At 39.2% G+C, this 314-nt stretch carries 1 protein-coding gene; it reads right to left on the minus strand.

Annotated elements, in window-relative coordinates:
* The coding region (locus HMPREF2780_RS06400; RefSeq protein ID WP_199774049.1) for an RpiB/LacA/LacB family sugar-phosphate isomerase at positions 1-314 on the minus strand (314 nt) is incomplete at both ends.

The raw sequence follows: 314 nt of genomic DNA on the forward strand, positions 1-314 counted from the left end.
TAGTCGTGGTACTCTCCACGATCCCATTTTTCAAGAAATTCTGTAAAGAAGTTTGCATCTGCTTGATGAGCATTGTGAGTTTCAACGTGCTCAATTTTAGCAATCAATTTTTTGTTTTCTTCTGATGGTTTGTATTCAGCATTGATGAAAGCTTCAATGATATCACACATGAGCAATTCACCAGTGATCTTACCACCGAAACCAATAACGTTGGCATTGAGTTCTTCTTTAGCATAAAGTGCTGTTGTCATATCACGAACCAAGGCAGAGCGGACACCTGGAACTTTGTTAACAGCGTTATTGATACCAACACC

Source organism: Streptococcus sp. HMSC062B01 (genome assembly GCF_001811085.1).
Classification (GTDB): Bacteria; Bacillota; Bacilli; order Lactobacillales; family Streptococcaceae; genus Streptococcus; species Streptococcus gordonii.